The organism is Leisingera sp. S2M4 (genome assembly GCF_055398055.1).
The window spans coordinates 167,312-189,338 of the sequence record NZ_AP040862.1 but is presented as its reverse complement, the minus strand read 5'-3'; the positions used below and the strand labels follow the sequence as shown (position 1 = coordinate 189,338).

General features: G+C 61.3%; 24 protein-coding genes. 13 read left to right on the top strand and 11 right to left on the bottom strand.

The window, feature by feature from the left end:
• Positions 1–9 precede the first annotated feature (9 nt).
• Positions 10–465: a protein tyrosine phosphatase family protein gene (locus ACZ52D_RS17235; RefSeq protein ID WP_464443507.1), complete on the top strand. Its 456-nt coding sequence runs from the start codon at positions 10–12 to the stop codon at positions 463–465.
• A 202-nt stretch (positions 466–667) separates the two neighbouring features.
• Here ACZ52D_RS17235 and ACZ52D_RS17230 read toward each other — a convergent pair whose 3' ends face one another.
• Positions 668–1,822 carry an NAD(P)/FAD-dependent oxidoreductase gene (locus ACZ52D_RS17230; protein ID WP_464443506.1) on the bottom strand — a complete coding sequence of 385 codons (1,155 nt, stop codon included), beginning with the start codon at positions 1,820–1,822 and terminating at the stop codon, positions 668–670.
• Positions 1,823–1,923: 101 nt separating this feature from the next.
• Between ACZ52D_RS17230 and ACZ52D_RS17225 the strand changes: the two genes are divergently transcribed.
• Positions 1,924–2,808: a LysR family transcriptional regulator gene (locus tag ACZ52D_RS17225; protein ID WP_464443505.1), complete on the top strand. Its 885-nt coding sequence runs from the start codon at positions 1,924–1,926 to the stop codon at positions 2,806–2,808.
• 129 nt (positions 2,809–2,937) lie between these two features.
• Here ACZ52D_RS17225 and arsH read toward each other — a convergent pair whose 3' ends face one another.
• Genes arsH through arsB form a run of 3 tightly spaced genes read right to left on the bottom strand, consistent with a single transcriptional unit; the run spans position 2,938 to position 5,123 of the window.
• Entirely contained in the window at positions 2,938–3,654 is a 717-nt protein-coding gene (arsH, locus tag ACZ52D_RS17220; protein ID WP_464443504.1) for an arsenical resistance protein ArsH, read from the bottom strand.
• Complete coding sequence (gene arsC, locus ACZ52D_RS17215; protein ID WP_464443503.1) at positions 3,651–4,067, bottom strand: arsenate reductase (glutaredoxin); 417 nt, start codon at positions 4,065–4,067, stop codon at positions 3,651–3,653. The genes arsH and arsC overlap by 4 nt, the downstream gene beginning before the upstream one ends.
• A 3-nt stretch (positions 4,068–4,070) precedes the next feature.
• Complete coding sequence (gene arsB, locus ACZ52D_RS17210; protein ID WP_464443502.1) at positions 4,071–5,123, bottom strand: ACR3 family arsenite efflux transporter; 1,053 nt, start codon at positions 5,121–5,123, stop codon at positions 4,071–4,073.
• 108 nt (positions 5,124–5,231) lie between these two features.
• Here arsB and ACZ52D_RS17205 point away from each other — a divergent pair, with 108 nt between their 5' ends.
• The gene (locus ACZ52D_RS17205) at positions 5,232–5,570 is read left to right on the top strand and encodes an ArsR/SmtB family transcription factor (RefSeq protein ID WP_464443501.1); all 339 of its coding nucleotides are present in this window, start codon (positions 5,232–5,234) and stop codon (positions 5,568–5,570) included.
• Between the two features lie 30 nt (positions 5,571–5,600).
• On the opposite strand, the gene ACZ52D_RS17200 is transcribed toward ACZ52D_RS17205, so the two are convergent.
• Positions 5,601–6,428, bottom strand: coding sequence for an aldo/keto reductase (locus ACZ52D_RS17200; protein WP_464443500.1), 828 nt, complete (start codon positions 6,426–6,428; stop codon positions 5,601–5,603).
• A 19-nt stretch (positions 6,429–6,447) separates the two neighbouring features.
• Positions 6,448–7,635 (bottom strand): MFS transporter, encoded by a 1,188-nt coding sequence (locus ACZ52D_RS17195; protein WP_464443499.1) that lies wholly within the window; start codon positions 7,633–7,635, stop codon positions 6,448–6,450.
• Positions 7,636–7,668: 33 nt separating this feature from the next.
• On the opposite strand from ACZ52D_RS17195, the gene ACZ52D_RS17190 reads away from it, so the two are divergent.
• Entirely contained in the window at positions 7,669–8,607 is a 939-nt protein-coding gene (locus ACZ52D_RS17190; protein WP_464443498.1) for a LysR family transcriptional regulator, read from the top strand.
• A 72-nt stretch (positions 8,608–8,679) separates the two neighbouring features.
• On the opposite strand, the gene ACZ52D_RS17185 is transcribed toward ACZ52D_RS17190, so the two are convergent.
• Both ACZ52D_RS17185 and ACZ52D_RS17180 read right to left on the bottom strand, forming a co-directional pair.
• Positions 8,680–10,029, bottom strand: a complete 1,350-nt coding sequence (locus ACZ52D_RS17185; protein ID WP_464443497.1) for a sensor histidine kinase — start codon at positions 10,027–10,029, stop codon at positions 8,680–8,682.
• Positions 10,026–10,697 carry a response regulator transcription factor gene (locus ACZ52D_RS17180; RefSeq protein WP_222455631.1) on the bottom strand — a complete coding sequence of 224 codons (672 nt, stop codon included), beginning with the start codon at positions 10,695–10,697 and terminating at the stop codon, positions 10,026–10,028. The genes ACZ52D_RS17185 and ACZ52D_RS17180 overlap by 4 nt, the downstream gene beginning before the upstream one ends.
• Positions 10,698–10,847: 150 nt before the next feature.
• Between ACZ52D_RS17180 and ACZ52D_RS17175 the strand changes: the two genes are divergently transcribed.
• The 6 genes from ACZ52D_RS17175 (at position 10,848) to ACZ52D_RS17150 (ending at position 17,121) form a co-directional block, all read left to right on the top strand.
• On the top strand, positions 10,848–11,924 hold the full coding sequence (locus ACZ52D_RS17175; RefSeq protein ID WP_464443496.1) for a tricarboxylate transporter: 1,077 nt from the start codon (positions 10,848–10,850) through the stop codon (positions 11,922–11,924).
• Positions 11,925–11,999: 75 nt separating this feature from the next.
• Positions 12,000–14,030: a tripartite tricarboxylate transporter permease gene (locus tag ACZ52D_RS17170; RefSeq protein WP_464443495.1), complete on the top strand. Its 2,031-nt coding sequence runs from the start codon at positions 12,000–12,002 to the stop codon at positions 14,028–14,030.
• An 18-nt stretch (positions 14,031–14,048) separates the two neighbouring features.
• Positions 14,049–15,137: a 4-oxalomesaconate tautomerase gene (locus tag ACZ52D_RS17165; RefSeq protein ID WP_464443494.1), complete on the top strand. Its 1,089-nt coding sequence runs from the start codon at positions 14,049–14,051 to the stop codon at positions 15,135–15,137.
• A gap of 1 nt (position 15,138) precedes the next feature.
• Entirely contained in the window at positions 15,139–15,954 is an 816-nt protein-coding gene (locus ACZ52D_RS17160) for a universal stress protein (RefSeq protein ID WP_464443493.1), read from the top strand.
• 10 nt (positions 15,955–15,964) lie between these two features.
• Positions 15,965–16,126: a hypothetical protein gene (locus tag ACZ52D_RS17155; RefSeq protein WP_222455636.1), complete on the top strand. Its 162-nt coding sequence runs from the start codon at positions 15,965–15,967 to the stop codon at positions 16,124–16,126.
• A gap of 20 nt (positions 16,127–16,146) precedes the next feature.
• A complete protein-coding gene (locus ACZ52D_RS17150; protein WP_464443492.1) occupies positions 16,147–17,121 on the top strand; it encodes a D-2-hydroxyacid dehydrogenase family protein in 975 nt (324 codons plus the stop codon).
• Here ACZ52D_RS17150 and ACZ52D_RS17145 read toward each other — a convergent pair.
• On the bottom strand, positions 17,096–18,151 hold the full coding sequence (locus tag ACZ52D_RS17145; RefSeq protein WP_464443491.1) for an AbrB family transcriptional regulator: 1,056 nt from the start codon (positions 18,149–18,151) through the stop codon (positions 17,096–17,098). The genes ACZ52D_RS17150 and ACZ52D_RS17145 overlap by 26 nt on opposite strands.
• Before the next feature lie 88 nt (positions 18,152–18,239).
• Between ACZ52D_RS17145 and ACZ52D_RS17140 the strand changes: the two genes are divergently transcribed.
• Complete coding sequence (locus tag ACZ52D_RS17140) at positions 18,240–18,923, top strand: GntR family transcriptional regulator (protein WP_464443584.1); 684 nt, start codon at positions 18,240–18,242, stop codon at positions 18,921–18,923.
• 26 nt (positions 18,924–18,949) lie between these two features.
• Here the strand turns inward: ACZ52D_RS17140 and ACZ52D_RS17135 are convergent, their stop codons facing one another.
• Positions 18,950–19,852 carry a LysR family transcriptional regulator gene (locus tag ACZ52D_RS17135; RefSeq protein ID WP_464443490.1) on the bottom strand — a complete coding sequence of 301 codons (903 nt, stop codon included), beginning with the start codon at positions 19,850–19,852 and terminating at the stop codon, positions 18,950–18,952.
• A gap of 126 nt (positions 19,853–19,978) precedes the next feature.
• Here ACZ52D_RS17135 and ACZ52D_RS17130 point away from each other — a divergent pair, with 126 nt between their 5' ends.
• Positions 19,979–20,146: a hypothetical protein gene (locus ACZ52D_RS17130; RefSeq protein ID WP_464443489.1), complete on the top strand. Its 168-nt coding sequence runs from the start codon at positions 19,979–19,981 to the stop codon at positions 20,144–20,146.
• Between the two features lie 187 nt (positions 20,147–20,333).
• The gene (locus ACZ52D_RS17125) at positions 20,334–20,717 is read left to right on the top strand and encodes a carboxymuconolactone decarboxylase family protein (protein ID WP_464443488.1); all 384 of its coding nucleotides are present in this window, start codon (positions 20,334–20,336) and stop codon (positions 20,715–20,717) included.
• A 348-nt stretch (positions 20,718–21,065) separates the two neighbouring features.
• Here ACZ52D_RS17125 and ACZ52D_RS17120 read toward each other — a convergent pair whose 3' ends face one another.
• A complete protein-coding gene (locus ACZ52D_RS17120) occupies positions 21,066–22,025 on the bottom strand; it encodes a pirin family protein (protein WP_464443487.1) in 960 nt (319 codons plus the stop codon).
• Positions 22,026–22,027: the final 2 nt, after the last annotated feature.

The following is a 22,027-nucleotide window of genomic DNA, read 5'->3' as shown; positions in this document are numbered from 1 at the left end:
AAAGAGACAATGCAGAATACAGTTAACATCAATGACAGTTTTACCGTTGCAAAGTTCGCTCCGACCTCTGAGCAGATCGAGAGCGCTGCGCGTCAAGGGTTTCGATCCATCATCAACTTCCAAACCGGCGAGGAGGTGAAGGCTGACCACATGACACCCGACGAAGAGGCGCGTGTGGCTGGCCAGGCTGGCCTTAAGTATCTGCATCAGCCCGTCGACGTCGCCTCTCTGTCTGACGAACTGGTCGACCGTTTTCGCAGCAAGGCTGCTGACCTGCCGACACCTGTTCTGGCGCATTGTGCATCCGGCAAGCGGGCGGCTGCCATGGTGATGATGCACGTCGCATGCGAGGAAGGTCTGGACGGCGACACAGCCATTGCCACCGCCCAGGACAGCGGCGCGGAGATCGGATCTTCGGAAATTGAGCACTTCGTGAAAGATTACATCAACCGCCGTAACGCGTAGCACCAGTATGCCAACACGATCGAGCAGCACGTGGCGGAGAGGGGAAGCTAACCCTACGGCCTGCTGAGGTCGCAGCCACGCGTATGGGTGCCTACAACAAACCGGCGTAAAGGCTAGCGCGTGCTCTGAAAAGGGCCCGCGCTATCCTTATCTTCAGTCTTCTACACGTTCCCGCTTGGAAGAGGCATGAAGAAGGAACTCATCAATCGAGTTCATCAAATATGGTTGCGAAGATCTTGTCACGGCCGAGCTCCGGTTTGGGCGGATAGATCCACTGGGTGTTGATCTGGGTCTTCATAGCAGCGCCCTCAGCGCGGGTCTTGATGACTTCCCGGTCCCAACCGTTGGTAAATACCGCGCCATAAGGGCCGAGCGCGAGACAGGTCGCGTAAAAGGGGTGGCTATAGGCCGATGTTGCTTTGCCCAGCATGTCCAGAACCGCGTTCTTTCCAGCGGCAAGCCCCATGGGTATTGCATGCTGGCACGACATCAGCGTGTGATGGTCAGCATCGGCTTGGGCAAGCGCTACATCCCCCGCGGCAAAGATCGTCGGAACGCTGCTGACGCGCAGGTCGGCATCGACGGGCACGCGGCCATCCTGCGGGCAGTGGTTCGGCAAGGACTGGGTCAAAGGAGAGGCGTGAAAGCCGGTCGCGAAAATCAGCGTCCGGGTTTCGATTTCTTCTCCCGTAGACAACTTAACATGCCGTTCCGATGCGGAAACAACAGAGGTTTCCCCTTTGAACTGGATATCATTTTCCCGCAGCGCCAGGTGAACTTCCGCCTCCAATGTGTCGCCCAGACCGGCACCCGGCAGCTTGTTTCGATCTATCAACAGAACCCGAAATGCCCGGCCCAAACGGGAACGAAGTGCCAAAGCCACTTCGAGGCCGGTAAAGCTCGCTCCGACAATCAGGATAGTACCAGCGCAGGTATCATTTACATCCAAGGTACCAAGATGACGATCCAGCCTTTGCGTGCTGTCATGCGTGTCCACGACAAAGCCAAACTCTTCTGCGCCGGGGATCGGGGGCAGATGGGCTTGGCTGCCTGTCGCAAGGATCAACCGGTCATGATGGAGCGTTTCAGACGTGCCAAGACGTACGGTCGAAGGGCTGATGCCAATGATCTCCCCAAGTGTCAGCTCGACACCGATCTCGTCAAACAAGGGCCGCATCGGTACGAGCATCTCGGGTGTCGCCCCCTCGTATAGTCGTGGACGAATGCTCAGCTGATCTGTGTTCGATACGAGCCGGATTGACAGGTCCGTTGCGCCGTCTTGTTGGCGCGTTGCGGCGGCGGCCATGGCGGCCCAGACCCCGGCAAACCCTCCGCCTGCAATCAGTAGTTCTGTCATGACGTTTTCTCCTGAATGTTGCTTCGGTAAGGGCTTTACGCTTCGCAGACTTGCGAATAAATCGAAGTTTGTGAGTATTTGATTCCCGAAAATGAGAACGCATGATTGACTGGGAAGCCTACCGACTTGTCCTGAGTATCGCCCGGTGCGGTCGCATGTCCGAAGCGGGCAGGGAGCTGGGCGTGACTCAGTCCACGATGTTCCGGCGCCTGGCGGACCTGGAGGCGAAGTTGGGCCGCCCGTTGTTTCATCGAGACCAGGGAGCCTACAGGCCGAATGAGGATGGGCTGCGCCTCGTGGCGGCCGCTGAAAACATGGAGCAGAACGCCGCCGAAGCACTGCGACAGGTGACGGGACTGGATCAGAAGTTGAGGGGGAGAGTGACGATCGCGGCGAGCGAGGTGCTGGCTTCATTCTTCCTGGCACGTCATGTCTCAGCGATCGGGCAGGCGCATAAGGGGCTAGAGGTCAGCCTGCTCGCGGGCAATCAGACGCTGAGCCTGGCAAACCTTGAAGCCGATATTGCGATACGTCCGCAGCGTCCGAAAGATGGCGCCCTTTTTGGTCGCAAGCTGGCGACGATACGCTGGGCCGTTTACGCGCCTGAGAAGGCGGTAGATCTCGCAAGTGACATGCCCACTGGCAGGATCGGTTTCCTGGGTGACCCCTTTGTAGAACATATCGTCCGGTCGCAAAATGCGCATACGGCGGATCGGGCCGCGCAGTTTTTCTCCAACAGCTTGGTATTGAGCGCGAGCCTAGCCGCGAGCACCAAATCAGAGGCGTTTCTTCCCGTCATACTGGGGGAACAATGGCCGGGCCTCGTACGCCATTCCGATCCGATCACCCACGACTTCAGCGAACTCTGGATCGTATGCCACAACGACATGCGAAAGAATGCAAAGGTTCGCGTGGTCTTTGATGCTCTCATCGAGGCCGCACGTGCGGACCGCGCGTTGTTTGAAGGGACACCATCCGCGTCCTAATGAAGGCATCCCATCAAGCGCGATTGCGTCGCCGCGCTTGATGGGATTGTCGCGGCTGCGGCCCGGGTCTTCGGCCGGTATAAAGTGAAATTAAAACAAGGGTATCCAGACCTAGATTAACGCAACTAGCTACCCGACGGCTTTGGACTGGTTGACGCGCTTCGACAGTTCCTTGTGGCTCTCAACCCGTTCCGAGTAGCGGTCAGTGAGGTGATCCTTGATGTCGCGGGTGAGCAGAGTGAATTTGACGAGTTCTTCCATCACATCGACGATCCGGTCGTAATAGGGCGAAGGCTTCATACGCCCGTTTTCGTCGAATTCGTCCCAGGCTTTGGCAACAGAAGACTGGTTCGGAATCGTTAACAGGCGCATCCACCGCCCGAGAATGCGCAGCTGGTTCACGGTGTTGAAGCTTTGCGAGCCGCCGCAGACCTGCATGACGGCTAGCGTCTTGCCCTGAGTCGGCCGTACTCCTCCCAGACTGAGAGGGATCCAGTCGATCTGCGCCTTCATGATGCCGGTCATGGCCCCGTGGCGCTCGGGCGAGGACCAGACCATGCCTTCGCACCAGTTCACAAGATCCCGCAGTTCGGCGACCTTGGGGTGGTCTGCTTCACAGCTGTCCGGCAAGGGCAGGCCACGTGGATCGAAAATGCGGACCTCCGCGCCGAGGTGTTGCAGGACGCGCGCCGCCTCTTCGGTGGCAAAGCGGGAGAAGCTACGCGTCCGCAGCGAGCCATATAGCATCAGAATTCGGGGCGCGTGCTGGCTGCGTGTTGCAGGAAACAGCGCGGCGGGGTCGATGCTGGCAAGTCTGGTGCTGTGCAGTTGGGGGGTATCGGTCAAATGCGGTCTCCATTTCCATTTATTACCATCTGGCCGTCTTCCTTGTAGACCGGCCCCGTGGGCAGAGTGTCGAGGAGGTCGAACACCTGCTCCGACGGGCGGCAGAGGCGGACGCCCTTTGCAGTACAGACAATCGGGCGATTGACCAGGATCGGGTGCGCCAACATCGCATCAAGGATGCGGTCGTCCGTGACGCCGGGCTCCAACAGGCCCAATTCCAGCGCGGGCGATTTCGTTTCGCGGAGTGCCTCCCGCAGTGTAAGCCCGGCCGCCGCGAACAGCGCCAGCAGCTGTGGGCGGGTCCAACCTTCGTCCAAGTAATTGACGACTACCGGCTCGACGCCGCTGGCACGGATAAAGGCCAGCACGTTGCGCGAGGTGCCGCAGTCGGGATTGTGATGCATGACGATCATCGGTCAACCCCTCGGAAAACGACTGCGGGTTCGATTGGCAAAGGCCACAAGCGACAGCATGACGGGCACTTCGACGAGCACACCGACCACGGTCGCCAGCGCCGCCCCCGAGTTCAGGCCGAAGAGGCTGATGGCGACGGCTACGGCCAGTTCAAAAAAGTTCGAGGTGCCAATCATCGCGCAAGGCGCGGCAATCTTGTGCGGAACGCGCAGCGCATAGGCAGCCCCGTAAGCGAGGGCAAAAATGCCGTAGGACTGGATCAGGATCGGTACGGCAATCAGCAGGATCACACCGGGCCGAGAGAGAATGGTCTCGCCCTGCAGGCCGAACAGGATGGCAACCGTGGCGATGAGCCCGGTCATGGACAGCGGTTTGATCCGCGCGGTGAAGGCGTCGATGGCGGCCTGCGATCCCAGCACGCGGCGGGTTATCAGCCCGGCCACCAATGGCAGGACGACATAAAGCAGCGTGGCCAGAAGCAGCGTGTCCCAAGGCACGACCACGTCTGTCACCCCCAGCAACAGGGCGACGATAGGGGCAAAGGCCACCACCATGATGAGGTCGTTCACCGAGACTTGCACCAAAGTGTAAGTGGCGTCGCCACGGGTCAGTTGCGACCAGACAAACACCATGGCGGTACAGGGTGCAGCGCCCAGAAGGATCAGCCCTGCAATATACTGTGCGGCGTCTTCCGGCGCGATCCATGGTGCAAAAACGTGGTCAAAGAAAACCACAGCGAGCAGCGCCATGGTGAAGGGCTTGACCAGCCAGTTCACCACCAGGGTGACGAGCAGCCCCTTGGGTTGCTTGGCCACGCCGGCGACCGCGCCGAAGTCAACACTGACCATCATCGGATAGACCATCGCCCAGATCAGCACAGCAACCACGAAGTTGATCGATGCAACTTCGGCCGCAGCGACCGCATTGACGAGGCCCGGCGCAAGCGCGCCGACGGCAATCCCGGCAGCCATCGCCAAGGCCACCCACAGGGTCAGCAGCCCTTCAAAGCGGCCCATCCTGGCGTCCTCGGGAGGGTGTACGGAGGTATCGGCCATTCTGTTCTCCATAATCAATCTTTCATTTCGCGTATTCTCGAATTGATGTCCGAATTACGGCTGGTGCCTGTGCTTGTCAACACTCCTTATTTCGCGTAATTGCGTAATATGAAGCAGCCTCTCGACAATAGCGCCCCGGCTATCGACGCATTTAGTGCCCTCGCACATGAAGCGCGGCTGGAGATTTTTCGGCTTCTGGTCCAGCGTGGGCCCGAGGGCACGCCCGCGATGGCGGTGGGCCGTCTGCTGGATCTGAAACCGTCGACGGTATCCGGGCACCTTGCCACATTGAAGCGGGCCGGGCTGGTCACAGCGGAGCGGCAGCACCGCGAGGTGCTTTACGCGCCGAACTTCGATACCGTAAATGGCGTGGTGCGTTTCCTGCTGCAGGATTGCTGCGGCGGTGACGCCGCAGCCTGTGCCGGGGTAATCATCCCGGTGAAATAGGCCCCGCCGTGTTCGGCGAGGCGCTTGGCATCAGTCGTCCCAGGCGGGCGCAAGTGTATCAGGCGAGACAATCCGCCCATCGGGTCTTGCCAGCGCGTCGATGCGCGCAATTTCATCAGCGCTCAAGTTGATCTCCGCAGCGGCCAGATTGCCTGCCAGACGCTCCGCTTTGGCGGTCTTGGGCAGGGCGATCACGCCGGGTTTTGACAGCAGCCAGGCGACGGCGATCGCCGCCGCGCTGGTGCTATGGGTCTCGGCGATCTCGCGGATTGTAGGGTCCTGCATGACCTGCCCCTGCGCCAGCGGTGCATAGGCTTCCAGCGGCAGACCGACCTCATCCATGTAAGCGCGCAGCTTGCTCTGATCGATGAACGGGTGCAACTCCACCTGGTTGGTCGCCAGCGGGGCCTCCAGGATCTGGGCGGCTTCCTTCAGCATCGGCACGGTGAAGTTCGATACGCCACCAAAGCGCACCTTACCTTCGCTGATCAACTGATCCAGCACCGGGAGTGTCTCGGACAGCGGCACGTCCTTGGATGGCCAATGCAGGAGCAGAAGATCGATGTAGTCAGTCCCGAGCGCCCTGAGACTGGCCTCCGTTGCCTTGCGGAAGCTGTCGGCGGCGAAGTCGCGTGGCAGGATCTTGGTGGTGAGGAAAACCTGGTCCCGCGGTGTTGCAGAGGCACGGATGCCCTCGCCGACTTCGGCTTCGTTTTCATAGGCCTGTGCGGTGTCGATGTGACGATACCCTTCGGCGAGTGCGGCCATGGTGATCTCGCGCGCCTCACCTTCCTGCATCTTGAAGGTGCCAAGGCCAAGATTTGGAATGGCTGCGGGGCCAATGTTCTTGATGGTCATGGTCTGTTTCCTCTTTCTGTTATTCTGCGGCGAAGGGCCGGGCGGATGCGGTGGATTTGTCCAGTCGGCCGGACAGGCGGGTCAGGACAATACCAGCGGCGACGACAAGCGCACCCGCATAAGGAGCGGCGGCAAGGCCCATGGTCTCGACGATCAATCCCCCGGACCAGGCACCCAGCGCAATACCAAGATTGAAGGCACCTATGTTCAGGCCGGACGCAACGTCAACGGCATCCGGCGCCACCTCACGGGCGATTTGCACCACATAGACCTGTAGTGGGGGCACATTTGCAAAGGCAAAGCCACCCCATACGGCGATCACTGCGATGGTCGCGATCGGCGAGGACAGCACGAGACCGAGCGCCAGCAGAACTGCGGAGAGGCCAACGAAGATCACCGTGAGGGCAGGAACCGCGCCCATGCGATCAGCCAGCTTGCCGCCAACGATATTGCCAACCGCAACAGAAGCTCCGTACAGCAAGATGATCAAGCTCACGGCACCGGTTCCGAAACCGGTGACATCGGTCAGCATCGGCGCAAGATAGGTGAAGGCGATGAAATTGCCGCCGTAGCCGACGGCGGTGATCAGGTAGACCAACAGCAGCCGTGGAGAGACCAGCACGCGGGCCTGGTCACGTAGCCTGGGGGCGCTGCCCTGGCGCAGGTTCGTCGGCACCAGCAGGGCGGACGCGACAAGCCCGATCAGACCCAGCGCTACGACGCCGAGGAAAGTCGCCTGCCACCCCCAGGTCTGACCGATCCAGGTCCCCAGCGGCACGCCAGTCACCAGTGCCACCGTCAGGCCCAGGAAAACCAGTGCAATGGCCGAACTCTCCTTATCGCGGCTCACCAGATTGGTGGCGATGGTCGAGGCGATCGCGAAGAACACGCCATGCGCCAACCCGGTGATGAAGCGCGCCGATATGAGACTGCCGTATCCGGGCGCAAAGGCGGCAAAGCTATTGCCCGCAATGAACAAGAGCAGCAAGGACAGCAACAGTGTCTTGCGTGGCATCCCGCCGGTCAGCGCGGTCAGAACCGGCGCGCCGATGGTCACGCCAAGCGCATAGAGGCTGACCAACAGGCCGGCGGAAGGAAGGCTGACGCCAAGGTCAGCGGCTATTGTCGGGATCAGGCCGACGATCACAAACTCGGTCGTGCCGACGGCAAAAGCGCTGATCGTCAGCGCCCAAAGTGCAAGTGGCATGGGGTAAACTCCAGTATTGCTTTCCCTGCCCAAATGCACTTGCTAGACTTTTGCGTGAATAGTCAGATTTGCAAAGGGCCTTTGCGTTTCATGCACGAATTGCCTCAGACACGGGATCTGGCCGCCTTTGTCGCGGTGGTCGAAGACGGCGGCTTTGCGGAGGCGGGGCGACGGCTTGGCGTTGCGCCGTCCACGCTCTCGCGGACCGTGACACGGCTCGAGACGTTGTTGCAGGTTTCCTTGCTGCGGCGCACAACCCGGGCGATCGAGTTGACGCCAGAAGGCCGCCAGTTGTTGCAAGCCGCACAGGAAATTGTCAGGCAGACCGAGGTCTTGGCGGAACTCGCCCAAAGTGGGCGCGCACCCAAGGGCCCATTGAGGGTGAACGCACCAGTGCCCTTTGTCCTGCATGTGATCGCCCCGCGCCTGCACGAGTTTAATGCGCGCTATCCCGAGGTGGAAATCACCCTGGACATGACGGATCGCCTTGTTGATCTCCTCGACAGCCACGCAGACGTCGTGATCCGCTTTGGGCCTCTTTCGGACAGCGATCTGTTGCAACGCAGGCTCGGCCAGACGCCCTGGAAGCTCTGCGCTGCGCCGGGCTACCTGGACCGTTGTGGTTGGCCGCAGACACCGACAGATCTCGCCGGTTTGAGCCAGGTCCGCTTTACCGCGCCAGACCATATCAATACGCTGCGATTTCGCGAGGTGGGCACCATTGCGTTGCCTGCTTCGGTGCAGGCGGCCAACGGAGAGGCGGTGCGCAGTCTTGTACTTGGGGGAATGGGGGTTGCCCGGTTCTCGGACTTCATGGTGACCGAAGACCTCGCCGCAGGGCGGTTGGTTGAGCTTTTCCCGGATCAGCTGGACGCTGCACCGCTGGACATAACTGCGCTTTATCTCACGCGCACGTCCGGCCTGCGCAGGCTTGCCGTTTTCCTTGACTGGCTTGATGAAATACTGAGTTAGCGAAGCGGGCAAATGTGAATCGGCCGCAACTTGAGATCTCCCCCTGAAGTCACCGCCCAGTCGATGCAAGTTTCAGGTGGGGAATGACAAACGGACAGTCGTGCCCAGACTGACTGGAAGCAGCTCAACAGATCCGTTGTGGCGCTGCATCACATCCTGAACGATTGACAAGCCCAGGCCACTGCCCTCGCCACTGCGCAGCTGACCAAATCGCCGGAAAGCCGTATCTGCCTGATCTTCCGGAATGCCGACCCCGTCATCCTGGACCAACAGAACCGCATCCGGCCCCTCTCGAAGCGTTCGAACCGTAATCTTGGTCATATCCGGCCCGCCGTGTGTAACGGCGTTCTCGATCAGGTTCGTGATTGCCTCGCCGACCAACACCGGATCGCCGCTGACCATCAGGGGATTGGGGGACGGGAAAAATTCAAAGTCGATATCACGCGACAGCACCGCTGGCCCCTGATCCCGACAGATTTGCGCCGCCAGGGCGGTCAGGTCAAAGCGTTTGACGCTGCGCACGCCTTCGTACCGCAACCGTTCCAAGGACAGCAATTGGTTGGCAAGTCGCGCTGATTTGCGGGCAGCAGCGATCAGCGCCTGTTCATGCGCTTGCCGCTGCGCAGGGTCGCGCGCTTCAGGCAGGGTTTCAGCCAGCGACAGTAACGCGGAGGCCGGGTTGCGCAATTGGTGGGCCGCGTCCGAGATAAACGCCTGGTGCGCCTCGAAACTGCTGCGCACTTGCGCGAACAGCCGGTTGAGAGTGGCAACGATGCCGATCACCTCCTTTGGCACCGGGCGGCGGATCTGGCCGAGGTCGTCAGGCGATCTGCGCCGGATTGCGTCCTGCAGGTCGTTCAGCGGCCGCAGGCCAATTTGAACACCGAACCAGACGACCAGTGCCAGCGCCAGCATCAAGCCCGCCATCAGGGCGGCGGCACGCAGGGCCAGGGCGGCGGCGAAAGCGTCGCGGTCAGCGACCCGTTGCCAGACGGTGACCGCCGTTTCACCGGTGAGATTGCCAATGGTGGTCGTCTCGGACATGCGCATCACCCGCACCGGTTCACCACGGTAGTCCGCAACGAAGAACTGCGGTTCTTCGGGGCTTGTCGGGGTTTCAGCCCGGGGCGGGTAGGCGTAACCGGTGACGTAGATCCCCCCCGGCCCGGTGACGTGGTAGAAAATCTCACCCCCACCTGCGTTCGACACAAGGCGACGGGTCTGCGGTGACAGCGCGTCGCCTTCAGAAATCGCAACATCGCGCGAGATCGCAAGCGCCGCTGCAAGGAGGCTGCGGTCGAACAGATCTTCGGAGGTCCGCTGTGCCACCTCGAAGCGCCAGATTCCAAGCACGATCGAAACCAGAAACAGTGGCGGCAGGATCAGCAGGAACAACCGCATCCGCAGCGACAGGGCTGTCATCTGCTGGTGACCTCCAGCATGTAGCCGAGGCCACGCGCGGTCTTGATCTTGACGCCGAATGGTTCCAACCGTTTGCGCAGGCGCGAGACATGTGGTTCGATCGCGCTTTCATCCTGATCAGTGCCAGTCCCATAGACATGGGTAATCAGCTGCGCTTTGGACACGATGCGTCCTCGCCGTTCCAGCAGACATTCCAGCGTCGCCACTTCCTTGCGCGGAAGCTTGAGCGGCTTGTCGTCTTGCAAGAGTTGGCGGCTGGTACGGTCGAACACCAAAGGCCCAAGCGTATCCCGCGCGGTGAACTGCAGGTCCTTCCTGCGCGCCATTGCACGCAGGCGCGCCTCGAGCTCGTCGATCTCGAACGGTTTCGTAAGGTAGTCGTCGGCACCGGCATCCAGCCCTTTCACACGCTCCGCGGTTTCCGACCTGGCGGTGAGAAGGATAACCGGCGTGCCGTCGCCCCGGCGCCGCAGCGCCCGCAGGACTTCGAGCCCATCGCGACCGGGCAGGTTCAGGTCAAGAACGACCAGATCCGCTCCTTCCTGCCTGAGAAAAGTGTCGGCGGCGTCCCCGTCATGCAGCACATCGACGGAATGCCCGCGTTCGCGCAGACGTGAGGCAATTCCATGAGCGAGAGCCTCGTTATCTTCGATCACTGCAATTCGCATGCTTAAAACTTTGTCAGGTTGCGCAAGTTTCGCGCAAGGTTGGAACGGCAAATTTTCCCAATTGGAGGAGGGATTCGTATCCCTTGCATAAAATCGAACGTACCGACCGGCAACATGTCGGTGGTTAGGCTGATCTTCGGGAGGATACCAATGACGATCAAGCAACTTGCAACTTCGGTTGCGGCAGCCGCCCTTATCGCGTCCCCGGCTTTTGCCGAGGTCGACTTTTCCGGCAAGATGATCGAATGGGTGATCCCGTTCTCGGAAACAGGTGGCTCCGCCAAGTGGGCCAACTTCTTTGCACCGCTCCTGTCTGAAGAGCTGCCCGGCAATCCGACGGTGGTCGTGAAGTTCATGCCGGGTGCCGGATCCACCAAGGGGGCGAACTGGTTCCAGGAGCAAGAGCACGAGGATGGCACGCTGATGTTCGGCACCTCGGGCTCGACCCAGTTCCCCTATCTGCTGGATGATCCACGCGTGCGCTACGAATACAGCGATTGGGTTCCTGTCATGGCCTCCGGTACAGGCGGCGTGGCCTATCTGAACGCCGAGGACGGCGCCAAGTTCGATGGCTCCGCGAACGCATTGAAAGACATCGACTTCATCTATGGCTCTCAGGGCGCGACACGGCTGGACCTGGTACCTCTGCTCGCGTGGGAGATGCTTGGCATGAACGTGGAGCCGGTCTTTGGCATCAAAGGGCGGGGAGATGGCCGCCTGATGTTTGAACGCGGTGAAGCGACCATCGACTATCAGACCTCCTCTGGCTACCTTGGCGCCTCGGCTGACCTCGTCGCCCAAGGCAAAGCCGTGCCGATGATGACCTGGGGCGCATTGGACGAGGACGGCAACATCGTGCGCGACCCGACCTTCCCGGACATCCCGACCTTCAAGGAGGTTTGCGAGGCCACCGACGGCTGTGAGACCAAGGGCGAGGCATGGGACGCCTGGAAAGCCTTCTTCGTGGCGGGCTTCCCGGTGCAAAAGATCGCCTTCCTGCCCGCAGGCACCCCGGATGATGTGCGCGACGCTTACGCCGCCGCCTTCGATGCCGTGCGCAACCGCGAGGACTTCGCCACGATCGCTTCCAAGCGGGTGGGCAAATATGGCGTCTTCGTCGGCGAAGGCGCCGAAAAAGCCACCAAGGCGGGCACAAGCGTTTCGCCTGAAGCCAAGGCGTTCGTGACCAACTGGCTTCAGGAAGCCTACGGCGTTTCGCTGAAATAAGCGAAGATGCCTGAGGCCCCGGCAGCGGCCGGGGCCTGTTTTTCCACACTTTTCGAACAACTTGAGGTTGGGGCGATGGATGTTTTCGCTACCGCCATGCCGGCGCTTGGCCAGGCATGGGCGCTAATTCTGCAACCTGTGGTCCTGGGCTACCTGGTGCTGGGCGTGGTGATGGGGCTGGCCGTGGGGGTGTTCCCCGGGCTTGGCGGCATTGCCGGCCTGTCGCTGCTCCTGCCATTCATGTTCGGCATGGACCCGGTGCTGGGCCTCGCGCTGATGGTGGGGATGGTGGCGGTGGTGCCGACTTCGGACACTTTCGCCTCGGTGCTGATGGGCATTCCCGGCTCCTCCGCGAGCCAGGCGACGGTGCTGGACGGCTTCCCGCTGGCGAAGAAGGGCCAGGCGGCGCGGGCGCTGTCGGCGGCCTTCACCTCATCACTGTTCGGCGGGCTGGTGGGGGCATTGTTCCTCACCATGTTCATCGTCGTGGCGCGGCCGCTGGTGCTGGCCTTTGGCCTGCCCGAGATGCTGATGATCTCGGTCCTGGGCCTGTCGATGGTGGCGGTTCTGGCCGGGCGTGTGGCGTTGAAGGGGCTGGCCGCAGCCGGGCTGGGCATGCTGATCGGCACCATCGGCGAGGCCGACGCGGGCGGCAGCCTGCGGATGGCGACCTATGACATTCCCTACCTCACCGACGGGCTGAAGCTGGTGATCGTGGGCCTCGGCATCTTTGCAGTGCCGGAGATCGTCTCGCTGCTGCGCCAGGACCGCTCCATTGCTAAGGACGCGAAACTGGGCGCCGGCTGGGGCACAGGCGTGAAGGACTGGGTGGCCAACAAGTGGCTCTCGGTGCGCTGCTCGCTGATCGGTGTGGTAGTCGGGGTGATCCCGGGGCTCGGCGGTTCGGTTGTGGACTGGATCGCCTATGGCCACGCGGTGCAAAGCACCAAGGACAAATCCGGCTTCGGTAAGGGCGAGATCCGCGGCATCGTCGGCCCGGAAAGCTCGAACAACGCCAAGGAAGGCGGCGGGCTGGTACCGACGCTGTTGTTCGGCATCCCCGGCTCGGGCTCGATGGCGATCTTCATCGGCGCCATCGCGCTCCTTGGCTCGGGCGACATTGAGGTCGGCCCCTCGATGCTGCGCGACAATCTCGACATCACCTATTCCATCGTCTGGCTGCTGGCGCTGGCGAATGTGGTGGGCACCATCCTGTGCATCGCGGCTTCGGGGGGCATCGCCAAGCTGACCACGATCCGCTTCACCTACCTCGCGCCGTTCCTGTTCATGCTGATCTCCTTCGCGGCGTTCCAGTCCGGGCAGAACTTCGAGGACATTCTGGCGCTGTTCGCCATCGGTCTGATCGGCATCTTCCTGCGCCGCTTCGACTGGTCGCGTCCGGCCTTCCTGATCGGCTTCGTGCTGTCCAACCCGGTGGAGAAGTTCTCCAATCAGGCGTTCCAGATCGCGTCCTTCCGCTTCCGCAAGTCCTTCGAGGAGGGGTTGGACTACCTGTTCTCGCCGATCGTGATCGTGCTGCTGATCGTCACCGTGGTCTCGGTGGTGCTGGGCCTGCGCCAGGCCAAGTCGATCATGGCCGAGGGCGATGTCAAATCCGGGTCCAAGCGCGCACCGCTGGTCTTTCTGATGCTGCTGATGGCCTACGTGGTCGCCGCGCTGATCAACGCGAACATGATCCCCGACTACAACATGACGGACAAGATCATCCCGCTGGCGGTGGGCGGTATCACCCTCACTGCGCTGCTGATCCTGCTGGTGCAGATGCTCTTGCGGCCCGAGACCGACGCGGTCTTTGCCGACAAGGAAGTCGCCGGGGAGGATGCGGATGCGCCCTATGGCCTCTGGGGCACGCTGGCCTGGTTCGCCGGATTGATCGTGGCAACGTATTTCACCGGCTTCATCCTGGCATTGTTGGGCTTCCTCGTCGCCTTCCTGCGGGTGCGGGCGCAGTCACCCTGGCCGAAAACCCTGATCCTGACCGCCGCGGGCATCGCGCTGATGTGCGTGATGGCGGGTGCTCTGAACCGCGATTTCCCGCCGGGGCTGCTGCAGCAGGCGGTGGACCTGCCGTGGCCGCTGAAGTGATCCAACGGAAGAGATGACATGACACAGACAGGCATTCCTTACGTCTTCATGCGCGGCGGCACCTCGCGCGGGCCCTATTTCAACCGCGCCGACCTGCCCACGGACCGCGAAACCCTGGCCGAGGTGCTGCTGGCCGCGCTCGGCTCCGGCCATCCGCTGAACATCGACGGCATTGGCGGCGGAGCCGCGGTGACCACCAAGGTCGCCATGCTGTCGTCCTCTCAGGACGACTGGGCGGACGTGGACTACTTCTTTGCCCAGGTCTCGGTCGAAGACCGGCTGGTCGATTTCAAGCCCACCTGTGGCAACATTCTCTCTGGCGTCGGCCCGGCGGCGATCGAGATGGGGCTGGTGCAGGCTACGGCAGGGGAGACAGAGGTGAAGATCCGGGCGGTCAACACCGGCGCCCGGGTGGTGGCCCGCGTGCAGACCCCGGAAGGCAGGCTCACCTATGCGGGCGATGCCGAGATCGCCGGGGTGCCGGGCAAGGCCGCGCCAGTGGCGCTGAACTTCATGGGCGTGGTCGGATCGGCCACCGGGGCCTTCTTGCCTACCGGCAATCTCCGCGACAAATTTGATGGCATTGAGGTCACCTGTATGGACGTGGCGATGCCGATGGTGATCGCCCGCGCCGCCGATTTCGGGCTCACCGGCTATGAAACCGTGGCCGAACTGGACGCAAACCGCGACTTCTTCGCCCGGATGGAGGCGATCCGGCTCGAGGCAGGGGCAGCCATGGGCATGGGAGACGTGTCCAAGTCCGTGACCCCCAAGTTCGGCCTGCTTGCCCCCGCCCGGGACGGCGGCACCATCGCCACACGGTACTTCATGCCATGGAACACGCATCCGTCGATGGCCGTGACCGGCGCGCAGTGTCTCGCGTCCTGCGCGCTGACGCCGGGCAGCGTGGCGGACGGGCTCCTTGACCGCCCGACCGAAAGCCCGGCCAGCGTGGTGCTGGAACATGCCTCCGGCACCATTGATGTGCTGGTGGACTTTGAGATGAACAACCATTTCACGCTAAATTCCGCGGGCCTTCTGCGTACCGCCCGAAAACTGGCTGACGGCAAGATCTACGTGCCTGCGCGGATCTGGGAGGGCGCTTGAGATGCCGGTGATGAACCTTTTGGTCGCCTTCAACGGCTCGGAAGGCTCGGTGGCGGCGTTGCGCTATGCGGCATCGCTGGCCCAGATCGACGGCGCCCATGTGACAGCTATGCTTGCGCATACGTCGCATGAGGTGATCGACCGGCGTTCTCGCTGGATTCCCAAGGAGGCGCGTGCCCTCTTGGAGCAGGCGAACTCAGAGGTGCTACGCGGGATCGAGGAGCTTTTCGAGCGGGAATGCCGAGCACTCGGCCTTTCGGGAGAACTTCAGCTGAAAGACGTGACAGGGCGAGTAGACACCGTGCTGTCAGAAGCTGCCCGCTATTATGACATGTTGATCGTCGGGGCACATGACGACACGGACGATGAACATGTTACCCTGCACCCGGACCGCATCGCGCTGATGTCCGGACGCCCGGTGGTCGTGGTCCCTGCAGGTTACGCGGCGGGCGCGCGTCATTCTCATGCCGCTCTGGCGTGGGATGGAGGGCGCGCCGCGGCACGGGCATTGTCGGATAGCCTGCGTCTGCTGGAAGGTAAAAGCCGGGTCAGTGTGATTACAGTTGGCCAACATGGCGGTTGGCCTATTGCTGACCTGCTAAAGCACCTAGATCGCCACGATATCGAAGCCCTTCATGAGGACTTTCCCGAGCGGCACCCTGTGGCTGCGACGCTGCTGGCGTACTGCCGACGTCAGGATCCGACGCTGCTGGTGCTTGGAGCCTATGAACATTCCAAGTTTCGTGAAGATTTTCTGGGGGGTGTGACCGCAGAGGTGCTGGCCAAAGCCCGCATCCCCGTCTTGTTGTCGCATTGAGGAAGAAGCCATGACCGACTACGAAAAACTGAAGCACACCTGCCGCGAACTGGAAAATATCCGCTCTGGTCTGGCGGCGCAGATCGGGCAGGAAGGTGCGAAAAATCCTGACCTTCTGATTTTGCACGAACGGGTGAGCAAAGCGATCAAGGCATTGTCCGGCCAAGGGTGATAAGGAAACAGGGGCAACACATGAAGGTTCATATCCTAGATGATTGGTTCAACACGTTGCGCAGTCTGCCGTGTTTTGGGCTGCTGAAAGACCATGACGTCACTGTCTGGACGGACCACGAGCCTGACGAGGCCGCACTGGCGAGGCGATTGCAGGACGCCGACTGTGTCGTTTTGTTTCGCGAGCGCACCCCGGTCACCCGCACTCTTCTGGAAAAGCTTCCCAATCTGAAGATGATCTCTCAGCGCGGTGCGCATCCCCATGTCGATGTGCAGGCCTGCACCGACCACGGAGTGCTCTTGTGTTCCAACAAGGGGGCTGACGGCGCGAACTACGCGGCGGCCGAGCTCACGTTTGCCCTGATCCTTGCGGCGATGCGCGAACTCCCGCAGCAGATGGCAAGTGCCAAGGCAGGTGGCTGGCAGATGGGTGTCGGGCGCACATTGCGCGGTCGGCGTCTGGGGCTTTATGGCTATGGCCGGATTGGTCGCGTGGTCGCGGACTACGCCCGTGCGTTCGGCATGGAGGTCACTTGGTGGTCTTCCAGCGCGGGCCGCGCCCGGGCCAGAGCGGATGGCGAGATCGTGGCCCCCAGCCGGGATGCGTTCTTTGCGCAAAGCGATGTCGTTTCCCTGCACCTGCGCCTGACACCCGAGACCCGCGGTATCATTACCGACCAGGATCTGGCCCGCATGTCCGACCGCGCGGTCCTGGTCAACACCTCCCGCGCAGGTTTGATCGCGCCCGGCGCGCTGCTGCATGCGCTGAATGCGGGGCGACCGGGAATGGCCGCACTGGACGTATTTGACAACGAGCCGCTGACCGATCCCAATGATCCGCTATTGAGCCATCCGAATGTGATCGCAACGCCGCACATCGGCTTTGTTACAGAAGATGAGTTCGACAAGCAGTTTTCGGACATTTTCGAGCAGGTCAACGCCTATGCAGCCGGGTACCCGATCCACATGATCAATCCAGACGTCTACGCGCGATAAGGGCTGCAGCGACAGGGGCACCTACGATCACCAAGACAATGCGGGTCAGGTGATGAGAGATCACGAAGCCCAGATCGGCCCCTGTCACGATCGCCAGAACGGTCATCTCCGCTTGTCCGCCCGGCGCAAAGGCCAAGAACGCCTCCACCGGGTGGCCAAGCCCGAGCATGGTCACAAACGCGGTAAACGCTGCCGCAAGCACGGCCAGGAGCAGTACATAGGCAACCCCAGCCAGGACCACTCGTGTCAGCTCTGCCCAGGTGATGCCGAGGAAATGCACGCCAATTCCACATCCGATGAAGAATTGCGCGGCCAGAATTGCCTCTGCTGGCGGGCGGTAGTGGATGAACCCGGCGAGCGACAGGCAGGCAGTGACGATCATCGGTCCAAGGATCGACGCACCGAAAAGTCCGAGGCGCTCGCCCCCCTTCCAGCCGATCAGCGCCGCCGCAACCATCAGGGCGAGCTCTTGCAGTGGCAGTTCGACGGCAGGCGCACCGATCGGATTTGTCAGTTCGGCACCATAGGCAAAGGTTAGGAATGCAGGCGCCAGCGTTACAATCAGCAATACCCGCGTGGCATGGATCAACGACAGCGTGCGCGGGTTGGCGCCGGCCTCGGCCCCGAAGACGACCATGTCCTGCAATCCACCTGGCATCGCCGCATAATATGCCGTGGGCGCGTCGAACCCCCAGACGCGACGGAAGAAGGGAACCCCGACCATACCGATCAGCGTGATGAACACAGGTACCAAGGCCACGGACAGCGCGATTTGCGGCAGCTCCCGCAAGAGATCGGGCGTGATCGAGGCGCCAACGGCGACGCCCAGGATGGTGCGCGCTGCGACCGACACCTGCCCGAACCCTTTCACCGGAAGATGCGCCAGAGCGGCGATCAAACAGGCAGCCATCGGCCCGAAAAGGAATGGCAAAGGGAGTGACAACATCCAAAACAGTCCAGCGCCGAAACCCGCAATGGCCAAGGTAAGGAAGCGCCGGGCGCTGGGGATCTGGAGAAGTGAATTGTTCATGGCTGCCTCCGCCGACTCTTGACCGCCTCTTGTGTACTATTGTATCCAGATGGATACAATAAGTGAATGAACTGTGAGCGAGATCACCATGACAAGCGACGAGGGCAGCAGCCCGCAGGGCAACACGGCTTACATGCGGCTGCTGGGCGAACTGCGTGAGGGGCGTCTGGCAGCTGGTGATCGCTTGCGTGAAACCGAGTTGGCGGAACGTCTTGGTGTGTCGCGGACACCGGTTCGCGAAGCGATCCGCCAACTCGAAGCGGATGGCATCGTGACCCATGTCCCAAGACAGGGCGCAAGCATTCGCGGGTTAGACTATGCGGAGGTTATGGAGCTGTATGAAATGCGCGCCGTTCTCGAGGGGACTGCCGCACGGCTTGCGGCACGGGCGGCGTCGGATATCGAGCTTGAAGAGCTATACGATATGAACCGGTCGCTGGCGGCCCTTGGAAGCACGCCGCAAGCTTTTACATTGAACAGGCAATTTCATGCGGCCTTGCTGGATGCTGCCAAGAATCGCTTCCTGACCCGATCGATCCATTCGCTACAAAAGACGATGATGATCCTTGGCCCGACGACGCTCACGCAACCGGATCGGGCCGAAAAGGCGGTCGAGGAGCATTTTGCTGTGCTCGATGCAATCAAGGCACGCGATGGTGCACTGGCAGAGGCCGCAATGCGGACGCATATCGAGACCGCACAACGTGTTCGCGTGCGGGCGTTGCGTGGCCAGTCGACCCGGACAGACAGTTTCGACGGCGACCTTTTGTGACACAATTCTTTAGGCGCCGCAGAGGATCAGACCGCGCTGCGAATGCAGTCCTTCAACGCCTCAGCTGTCGGAGACAGCGATTGCCCCAGTCGTGTGAGCAGGCCGACGGGTCGGGCAATATCTAGCCCCTCAAGACTGGTGATCTCAACACCGCTGGCCAAGGGGCCTCTCAGGATTGCCTCTGGCAGCAACGCCGCCCCCGTCCCTTGGCCGACGAGCTCCAAGGCTGTCGAGCTTCTGCTCGTTTCGATGGTCCAGACGAGGGGAATGCCTGCCCGGGCCAAACTTTCGTCGATCAACACCCGGTTGCCGGTCCCACGAGCCGGCAGGATCAACGGAGTCTCGGCCAATTCAGCAATCGTAACACAGGTGCGCCCGACCAGCGGATGCGCCTTTGGCAGGGCGACCATGATGCGGTCCTCGAAAAGAGGCTCGAAATCGGTGTTGGGTTCCAGCGCAGGCAGCGAGCAGAGGCCGAAATCCGCGTCCCCCTGTGACACGGCTTCGGCGACCCCATTTGCGCTGCCATCCAATAACCGCAATCGGGCGCGTCTACCGGTCGCGTGAAACTGGCCGAGGGCCGGGATCACCAACCGAGACAGCAAGGTCGGAACCAGTGCAATGGCAACAACCGCGCTGCGCTGATGGGCAAACGCCACGCTATCGTCGCGCATCGCGCGGGTGGTCTCGCGGGCGTCTTCCAGAATGGCCTCGGCCCGGGCTTGAAGGCGCTTGGCGGCAAGCGTTGGCTTGACCGCGCGGGTGGTCCGTTCGAACAATCGAGTGTCCAGCGCCTGCTCAAGCTTCGCCACCCGTCGGGTGATGGCGGATTGAGACAGGTTCAGTTGCTCTGCCGCAGCATGGAAACTGCCGGTCTCCTTGACTGCAAGGAAGGCCTCGAGATCACCGAAGTCATAATTGATGCTCATATCGCACTAATTCTGTAGATCCACCCGTCAGTCAAATAAAAAGCTTTAGTCGGTTCCTTTCAGCAGGGCCCTCGGCTCGGCACTGAAGCGCCACAGGGATCTGCGGAGGCGTCGGCCTGATTGGTGATGATCAGCCTCACCTTATTGGTCCAGCTGCAACGTCAATCCATGTGCGGCACCCGGTTCTCGGAGCATTTGTTTGCCACTTCTGCAACCTCTGCCGTAATGATGATCAGAAGCATCAATGTTGAAGGGGATGAGGGGGCGAAAGCCCCGCCGCATATTCCGCTCTGAAAAACGCGCGTCCTCGGCGCCGAGTGCAGCATTTGTGCCCTGGGCGATCTGGCGCGACAGCCAGCGGAAACCGCAGGGCCTAGCGACGCTACACGACCAAGTGGTCAGAAAAATCCCCTGCTAAGCAATCAAAACGATCCGGCACGCCTGTGAAAAGCCTGTCGAACCAAAACCAAGGAGTATCAAAATGGATGACGATCTGTTCGAGCGTGGATTGGCGCAGCGCAAATCCACGCTGGGTGCTGAATACGTCGAAAAAAACCTTGCCGCTGCCGATGATTTCACGCGCCCGTTTCAAGAGGCGATGACGGCCTGGTGCTGGGGCTTTGGCTGGGGCGACGACACTATCGACGCGAAGACACGCTCGATGATGAACCTCGCGATGATTGGCGCTTTGGGTAAGATGCACGAGTGGGAAATTCACTGCAAAGGCGCCTTGAACAACGGGGTCACCAAGGAGGAGATCCGATCGATCATTCACGTGATTGGCATCTACTGCGGCGTGCCACAATCGCTTGAATGCTTCCGTGTCGCGCGCAAGGTGCTGACCGAGCGCGGCTTGTTGGAGTAAACCGCCCTGGTCCATGCCACCGACCCAGGTTTTGGCGGGAGCGCCACCACAGCGGGTGTTCCTGTTGGATCAACGGCTTCGAAGAACACGGGAAAACGGAATTCCGGGGATCGAAGCTGACTACGGCAGAGCCTGCGGATGTTCTACCAGCCAGGTCGTGGTGACACCAGAACTGGACCGGTTGGCCGTGCGCTTGTCCTTTCGGCAGATCTGAACATCCCACATCGCGGCAGGCGCGCCAGGGCGGGTTTCACTTGGCGCGCCCTAAAGAACAACTAAACAACAACATAGCCAAACTTCGAAGCGCGATTGGCGAGGACGAAGTACTGGCCCAGTAGATGCGGTCGCTCATCCTTTTCGCGGCTTCGTACGGTCCAGCTCAGGTGAAATTGGGATATGCTCGTCCTCGTCGCCTGGGGGCAGCCTGAACGGGCCATTGTTCCAGTCAGCGGCCTTCCACGCTTCCTTTGCCTCTTCGATCTTGTCTTTTGAAGACGATACGAAGTTCCACCAGATGTAGCGGCCTTCGTTCATCGTCGCACCGCCCAGCAGCATCAGCCGCGCGCCACGCGCGCCCGCGCGGGCACTGATGGAGTCACCCGGTCGGAAAACCATCATCCGCCCGGCCTCGAAGCTCTGACCCGCGACCTCAATCGAGCCTTCGGTCACATAGATTCCCCGATCCTCGTGGTCATCGGGCAGGGGAAACTGAGCACCGGGCTCGAGCGTCACATCGAGGTAGAATGTTTCGCTGTGCATGGTGACCGGGCTGTGCTGGCCATAGGCGCTGCCGAGGATCAGCTTGGCCTTGGCACCGGCATCGATAATCTCGGGCAGCGCGTCCTTCTTGTGATGCTCGAACCCAGGGTCAATGTCCTCCTTGTCTTCGGGTAGTGCAATCCAGGTCTGGATCCCGAACAGGCTGTGTCGCGTCGCGCGGGTTTCCTCGCTGGTGCGCTCCGAGTGGGTGACGCCCTTGCCCGCGACCATCCAATTCACCTCGCCGGGATAGATCATCTGGTGGGTGCCAAGGCTGTCGCGGTGCTCGAACTCCCCCTGGTACAAGTAGGTCACGGTGCCGAGGCCGATATGCGGATGCGGGCGGACGTCGATGCCGCCCTCGGTGATGAATTCCGCCGGCCCCATCTGATCGAAGAAGATGAAAGGCCCGACCATCTGCCGTTTGACCGATGGCAGCGCGCGGCGGACTTCAAACCCGCCAAGATCCCGCGCGCGCGGGATGATCAGGGTATCGATCGCATCGCCGCATTCGGGGCATTCAGGATTGTGGGTCGGGTTCCAGCTCATTG

What these genes read in the sequence shown, in the direction of transcription:
- ACZ52D_RS17235 (WP_464443507.1), top strand. Translation starts at nt 10, where the DNA reads ATGCAGAATACAGTTAACATCAATGACAGTTTTACCGTTGCAAAGTTC.
- ACZ52D_RS17230 (WP_464443506.1), bottom strand. Translation starts at nt 1,822, where the DNA reads ATGACAGAACTACTGATTGCAGGCGGAGGGTTTGCCGGGGTCTGGGCC.
- ACZ52D_RS17225 (WP_464443505.1), top strand. Translation starts at nt 1,924, where the DNA reads ATGATTGACTGGGAAGCCTACCGACTTGTCCTGAGTATCGCCCGGTGC.
- arsC (WP_464443503.1), bottom strand. Translation starts at nt 4,067, where the DNA reads ATGATCGTCATGCATCACAATCCCGACTGCGGCACCTCGCGCAACGTG.
- arsB (WP_464443502.1), bottom strand. Translation starts at nt 5,123, where the DNA reads ATGGCCGATACCTCCGTACACCCTCCCGAGGACGCCAGGATGGGCCGC.
- ACZ52D_RS17205 (WP_464443501.1), top strand. Translation starts at nt 5,232, where the DNA reads ATGAAGCAGCCTCTCGACAATAGCGCCCCGGCTATCGACGCATTTAGT.
- ACZ52D_RS17200 (WP_464443500.1), bottom strand. Translation starts at nt 6,428, where the DNA reads ATGACCATCAAGAACATTGGCCCCGCAGCCATTCCAAATCTTGGCCTT.
- ACZ52D_RS17195 (WP_464443499.1), bottom strand. Translation starts at nt 7,635, where the DNA reads ATGCCACTTGCACTTTGGGCGCTGACGATCAGCGCTTTTGCCGTCGGC.
- ACZ52D_RS17190 (WP_464443498.1), top strand. Translation starts at nt 7,669, where the DNA reads ATGCACTTGCTAGACTTTTGCGTGAATAGTCAGATTTGCAAAGGGCCT.
- ACZ52D_RS17185 (WP_464443497.1), bottom strand. Translation starts at nt 10,029, where the DNA reads ATGACAGCCCTGTCGCTGCGGATGCGGTTGTTCCTGCTGATCCTGCCG.
- ACZ52D_RS17180 (WP_222455631.1), bottom strand. Translation starts at nt 10,697, where the DNA reads ATGCGAATTGCAGTGATCGAAGATAACGAGGCTCTCGCTCATGGAATT.
- ACZ52D_RS17175 (WP_464443496.1), top strand. Translation starts at nt 10,848, where the DNA reads ATGACGATCAAGCAACTTGCAACTTCGGTTGCGGCAGCCGCCCTTATC.
- ACZ52D_RS17170 (WP_464443495.1), top strand. Translation starts at nt 12,000, where the DNA reads ATGGATGTTTTCGCTACCGCCATGCCGGCGCTTGGCCAGGCATGGGCG.
- ACZ52D_RS17165 (WP_464443494.1), top strand. Translation starts at nt 14,049, where the DNA reads ATGACACAGACAGGCATTCCTTACGTCTTCATGCGCGGCGGCACCTCG.
- ACZ52D_RS17160 (WP_464443493.1), top strand. Translation starts at nt 15,139, where the DNA reads ATGCCGGTGATGAACCTTTTGGTCGCCTTCAACGGCTCGGAAGGCTCG.
- ACZ52D_RS17155 (WP_222455636.1), top strand. Translation starts at nt 15,965, where the DNA reads ATGACCGACTACGAAAAACTGAAGCACACCTGCCGCGAACTGGAAAAT.
- ACZ52D_RS17150 (WP_464443492.1), top strand. Translation starts at nt 16,147, where the DNA reads ATGAAGGTTCATATCCTAGATGATTGGTTCAACACGTTGCGCAGTCTG.
- ACZ52D_RS17145 (WP_464443491.1), bottom strand. Translation starts at nt 18,151, where the DNA reads ATGAACAATTCACTTCTCCAGATCCCCAGCGCCCGGCGCTTCCTTACC.
- ACZ52D_RS17140 (WP_464443584.1), top strand. Translation starts at nt 18,240, where the DNA reads ATGACAAGCGACGAGGGCAGCAGCCCGCAGGGCAACACGGCTTACATG.
- ACZ52D_RS17135 (WP_464443490.1), bottom strand. Translation starts at nt 19,852, where the DNA reads ATGAGCATCAATTATGACTTCGGTGATCTCGAGGCCTTCCTTGCAGTC.
- ACZ52D_RS17130 (WP_464443489.1), top strand. Translation starts at nt 19,979, where the DNA reads ATGATCAGCCTCACCTTATTGGTCCAGCTGCAACGTCAATCCATGTGC.
- ACZ52D_RS17125 (WP_464443488.1), top strand. Translation starts at nt 20,334, where the DNA reads ATGGATGACGATCTGTTCGAGCGTGGATTGGCGCAGCGCAAATCCACG.
- ACZ52D_RS17120 (WP_464443487.1), bottom strand. Translation starts at nt 22,025, where the DNA reads ATGAGCTGGAACCCGACCCACAATCCTGAATGCCCCGAATGCGGCGAT.